A 4,792-nucleotide genomic window follows, 5' to 3' on the forward strand; every position below is an offset into this window, starting at 1 on the left:
CTGCACCGTCGACCTTCAGTACGCCGACAACAAGACCGACCAGCAGATCAGCCAGATCCAGAACCAGGTCGCCGGCGAGACGCGCGTCGTCGCCGTGACGGATGCCGCCCTCCTGACGACCGAGCGCGCCGGCGGCTTCGTGGGCACCGTCGTCGGGCCCTTCGTGAGCGGCGAGCCCGGCCACCCGGTCACGGTCACCGGCTTCGACTACGTGCCGACGGCATCCGCCACGCCCTGACCGAACCGATTCGACGGGGATTCTGCCCGGAAAGCCCTTCACACCCGCTCCCCCGCGAAATGGACCAGAAGAGTCCGTCGAATCGGTTGGGAGTCAGGCGAGAGGGGCCGTGCTGTGCCGCGTGACGAGGCTCGTCGCAAGATCCATCCGCTGCACGGTGCCGCCAGGGGAATGCCGCATGCTGACCGCGAGATTCGCCGCGGCCTCCGCCATCTCGGTGAGCGGCTGCCGGATCGTCGTGAGCGGCGGCCCGACCCACCGGGCGAGGGGGAGGTCGTCGTAGCCGACGACCGAGAGATCGGCAGGGATGAGCAGCCCCAGCGCCCTGGCCGCCTCGTACACGCCCATGGCCTGGAGGTCGCTCCCCGCGAAAATGGCGGTCGGCCGGTCCGGCCGGTCGAGCAGCTCGACCGCGCGCACCCGGGCCCCCTCCGGGTGGAAGTCACCGTCGAGCACGAGGGAGGAGTCGTAGGCGATTCCGGCCGCTTCGAGCGCGGCACGGTACCCGCCGATCCGCGCGACCGAACACAGCATGTCGACCGGACCCCCGATCATGCCGATCCGGGTGTGCCCGAGGTCGATGAGGTGCCGGGTCGCCGCGAGGCCGCCCGACCAGTTCGCCGAGCCGATCGAGGGAACGTCCGGGGTCGGCTCCCCCGCCGGGTCGACGACCACGAAGGGGATACCGCGGGTCGCGAGCTTCTGCTTCTGCTCCCCTGAGAGGTCCGAGAAGACCAGGATCACGCCGACCGGATTGCGGGCGATCACGCCGTCGATCCATTCCACGGACGGCGCGTGCCTGTCGCCGCTCTCGGTGAGGACGATGCTGAGCCCGTTCGCCCGCGCGACGCGCTCGACCCCGCGGATGATCTCGATCGCCCAGACGCTCTCGAGCTCGTGGAAGACGAGCTCGAGCAACGGCGCGGAAGCTGCGGCGTCGCCGCGGCGGCTGTACCCGTTGCGGGAGAGCAGCTCTTCGACCCGGGTGCGCGTCGCGGGGGCGACGTCGCCGCGGCCGTTGAGCACCTTGGACACGGTGGAGAGCGATACGGCCGCGAGCGCGGCGATCGCCGACAGGGTCACGCGGTCCGGACTCTCCCGGCTTTCTTCGACGATCGACATGGCCTCATTCTTCCCCGAAGCCTCGGCTCCGTGCATCCGTTTGGTTTGTCGCTTGACGCAACAAACCCTGCGCCATAGACTCCAGTCATCCTAATCACTTTCGGCAACTTCGCCGAAACTTTCGAGAGGCGTTCAATGTCGAACACGAGCAGGTGGCTCAAACGAGCCGTCGCCGCATCCGCAGTAATCGCGTTGGGAGTCACGCTCTCCGCGTGCTCCGGCACATCAGGCAGCACAGCCAACAGCAACCGTCCGGAGAATGTCATCCACGTCGCCGTCTACGGAGACGCGGGTAACACCGTCGAGCAGGCCATGGTCGACAAATTCAACGCCACCTCCAAGGTCCAGGTCATCCTCGACCGGATCCCCGGCGCCAATTACCAGCAGAAGCTCCAGACGATCATCAGCACCGACGCGGCGCCCGACGTCTTCTTCAACTGGGGCGGCGGCAGCATCCAGCCGTTCGTGAAGGCCAACCTCCTCCTCCCCCTCACCGACATGATCAAGTCGGACCCGGCCCTCGAGTCGAGCTTCCTGCCCTCGGTCTTCAACGCCGCCGCGATCGACGGCGTGCCGTACGGCATCCCGATGCGCGGCACCCAGCCGGTCATCCTGTTCAACAACAAGCAGGTCCTGACGGATGCGGGAATCACCGCCCCGAAGACGTGGGACGACCTGCTCGCCGACGTCAAGGTCCTCACGGCGAAGGGCATCACCCCGATCGCCCTCGGCGGCGCCGACCAGTGGCCGACCCTGATGTGGTTCGAGTACCTCTTCGACCGTGTCGCCGGCCCCGACCTCCTCACGAAGGCCATCGGCGGCGACACCACCGTCTGGGACTCCGCCGACGGCAAGGCAGCACTCACCAAGCTCAAGTCCCTCATCGACGCGGGCGCCTTCGGCACCAACTTCGACTCCGTGAGCTTCGTCGACGGCGGCTCGCCCGCTCTGCTCCGCACCGGCAAGGCCGCCTTCGAGCTCATGGGCTCGTGGGAGTACTCCACCCAGCAGACCGCGGACAAGGCGTGGACCGAAGCCAACCTCGGCTACACCGGCTTCCCGTCGATCGCCGATGGCAAGGGTGACGGCGCCGACCTCGTCGGCAACACGAACAACTACTACTCGGTCATCAAGGCCACCCGCTACCCGGACACCGCCCGCGACTTCCTGAAGCTGATGTACTCCGACGAGTTCGTCCAGGCCCAGCTCGGCATCGGCAACCTCCCCACGACGACCACGACCGAGAAGTTCCTCGACCAGGCCGCCGACCCGGCATACGCGACCTTCCAGTTCAACCTGGTCAAGGACGCACCCGCGTTCCAGCTCTCCTGGGACCAGGCTTACCCCCAGTCGGCATCCGCCGACATGAAGACCGCGGTCTCGCAGTTCTTCACCGGCAAGCTCGACGTCGCCGGCTTCATCTCCGCGATGCAGGCACTCTAGGTAACTGACCATGAAGCGTCCAACCACCGGGCGCTCACGGCACTCGGGCGGCCCCAACGTGGGCCGCCCGGGCTTCGCCTGGGCCCTCCCCGCCACAATCTTCTTCGCCCTCTTCGCGATCGTCCCCCTCATCGGCGTCGCGGTGATGTCCTTCACGAGCTGGAGCGGCCTCGGCTCTCCCGAGTTCAACGGGCTCTCCAATTGGAACAAGCTCCTCGGCGACAAGGTCATGATGCAGAGCCTCTGGCTGAGCGCCCTGCTCACCCTGCTCGGCGTCGTCATCCAGACCCCGCTCAGCATCCTGCTCGGCGTCTGGGCCGCGGGACAGCAGAAGAACCGCGCCGTCCTCTCCGCGATCTACTTCATCCCGCTGCTGCTCTCCTCCGCGGCCGTCTCGGTGCTCTGGCGGGCCCTGCTCGACCCGAACTTCGGCATCCCCGGCCAGCTGGCCGGGATCTTCGGCGGCGACGGCAACCTGCTCGGCAGCCAGGCCGGCGCGATCGCCGTGCTGACCTTCGTCGGCGCGTGGCAGTTCACCCCGCTGCACACCCTGCTCTACCAGGGCGCTGCCCGGTCGGTCCCGCCCGTGCTCTACCAGGCCGCCGAGATCGACGGCGCAGGCACGATGCGCAAGTTCTTCAGCATCACCCTGCCGCAGCTGCGCAACACCATCGTGACCTCCGGCATCCTGATGGTCGTCGGCGGCCTCACCACCTTCGACACCGTGCTCATCCTGACCAAGGGCGGGCCGGGCACCGACACCACCATCACGCCGTACTACATGTACCGGAAGGCGTTCCAGTCCTTCGACTTCGGCGTCGGCAGCGCGATCGCGCTCGTCCTCGTGGTCATCGCGACGGCCATCTCGCTCATCATGGTCAGGGCGACCGGCTACGACAAGATGAACAGCGCCCAGGAAGGCATCTGATGAAGCCCAGACCGAATTACTTCGCCGGGGCCGGCAGCATCATCTGGCTCCTGATCGTCCTCGTCCCGATCTACGTCATGGTCACGGCGACGATCCAGACGCAGCAGGGCTACGCATCCGCCGGCCCGTTGTCTCTGCCAAGCTCGTTCACCCTCGACAACTTCGGCGCCCTCGTCACGGGCGGGTTCCTCACCTACGTGTGGAACACCGTCATCGTCACGGTGAGCGTCGTCGCGATCGTCGTGCTCGTCGTCCCACCGCTCTCCTACGCGGTCGTCCGCAGCCGCAGCCGGGGCATCTCGCTGATCTTCCGCACCTTCCTGCTCGGACTCGCGATCCCGGCTCAGGCCGTCATCGTGCCGATCTTCTACCTGATCTCGGTCGCCGGGCTCTACGACAGCCTGATCGGCATCATCCTGCCGACGGCGGCGTTCTGCCTGCCGATCTGCACCCTGATCCTGACCGGCAGCATGCGCGACATCACCCCGGAGCTCTACGAGGCCATGGCCATGGACGGTGCGACGCCGATGCGCAGCTTCTTCCAGCTCGTGCTTCCCCTCTCCAAGAGCGGCATCTCGACGATCATCGTCTTCTCCGCGCTGCAGGCCTGGAACGGCTTCCTGTTCCCCCTGATCCTGACCCAGTCGGCCTCGACCAAGGTGATCACCCTCGGACTGTTCGACTTCCAGTCGCAGTACGGTGTCAACATTCCGGGGCTGATGGCGGCCGTGCTGCTCTCGATGCTCCCGGTTCTCTTCGTGTACCTATTCGCCCGGCGCGCCCTTGTTCAGGGCCTCATGGGCGTCGGAGGCAAGTAATCATGACCGACACACTCTCCCCAGCCCCTTCCCCGGTGGATGCAGCGCCGCACGCCTGGCAGGACACCGCACGCTCCCCCGCCGAGCGCGTCGACACCCTCCTCGCCGCGATGACCCTGCGCGAGAAGGTCGCCCAGCTCTACGGAGTCTGGGTCGGCGCCTCCAACGACGGCGGCTCGCCCGCTCTGCTCCGCACCGGCAAGGCCGCCTTCGAGCTCATGGGCTCGTGGGAGTACTCCACCC

The 4,792-nt window shown here is 67.2% G+C and carries 5 protein-coding genes and 1 pseudogene; 5 read left to right on the forward strand and 1 reads right to left on the reverse strand.

Features of this window, described 5'->3' with window-relative positions:
• Nucleotides 1–238 (forward strand): annotated as a pseudogene (locus QN345_RS15585) (hypothetical protein); the annotation flags it as partial.
• A 93-nt stretch (nt 239–331) separates the two neighbouring features.
• Here QN345_RS15585 and QN345_RS15590 read toward each other — a convergent pair.
• Nucleotides 332–1,360 (reverse strand): LacI family DNA-binding transcriptional regulator, encoded by a 1,029-nt coding sequence (locus QN345_RS15590; RefSeq protein ID WP_134446841.1) that lies wholly within the window; start codon nt 1,358–1,360, stop codon nt 332–334.
• Between the two features lie 135 nt (nt 1,361–1,495).
• On the opposite strand from QN345_RS15590, the gene QN345_RS15595 reads away from it, so the two are divergent.
• From QN345_RS15595 to QN345_RS15610, 4 genes are all read left to right on the forward strand, one after another.
• A complete protein-coding gene (locus QN345_RS15595) occupies nt 1,496–2,803 on the forward strand; it encodes an ABC transporter substrate-binding protein (RefSeq protein ID WP_134446839.1) in 1,308 nt (435 codons plus the stop codon).
• Nucleotides 2,804–2,813: 10 nt separating this feature from the next.
• Nucleotides 2,814–3,731, forward strand: a complete 918-nt coding sequence (locus QN345_RS15600) for a carbohydrate ABC transporter permease (RefSeq protein WP_134446837.1) — start codon at nt 2,814–2,816, stop codon at nt 3,729–3,731.
• The gene (locus QN345_RS15605; RefSeq protein WP_134446835.1) at nt 3,731–4,549 is read left to right on the forward strand and encodes a carbohydrate ABC transporter permease; all 819 of its coding nucleotides are present in this window, start codon (nt 3,731–3,733) and stop codon (nt 4,547–4,549) included. Before QN345_RS15600 ends, QN345_RS15605 begins: the two co-directional genes overlap by 1 nt.
• A gap of 2 nt (nt 4,550–4,551) precedes the next feature.
• Nucleotides 4,552–4,792 (forward strand): hypothetical protein (locus QN345_RS15610; protein WP_323508840.1); only part of this gene is annotated, 241 nt, incomplete at its 3' end.

This window comes from Cryobacterium sp. 10I1 (assembly GCF_035019805.1).
GTDB classification, from domain to species: Bacteria; Actinomycetota; Actinomycetes; order Actinomycetales; family Microbacteriaceae; genus Cryobacterium; species Cryobacterium glucosi.

Coding starts and splice junctions, on each gene's coding strand:
- QN345_RS15590 (WP_134446841.1), bottom strand. CDS start 1,360: ATGTCGATCGTCGAAGAAAGCCGGGAGAGTCCGGACCGCGTGACCCTG.
- QN345_RS15605 (WP_134446835.1), top strand. CDS start 3,731: ATGAAGCCCAGACCGAATTACTTCGCCGGGGCCGGCAGCATCATCTGG.
- QN345_RS15600 (WP_134446837.1), top strand. CDS start 2,814: ATGAAGCGTCCAACCACCGGGCGCTCACGGCACTCGGGCGGCCCCAAC.
- QN345_RS15595 (WP_134446839.1), top strand. CDS start 1,496: ATGTCGAACACGAGCAGGTGGCTCAAACGAGCCGTCGCCGCATCCGCA.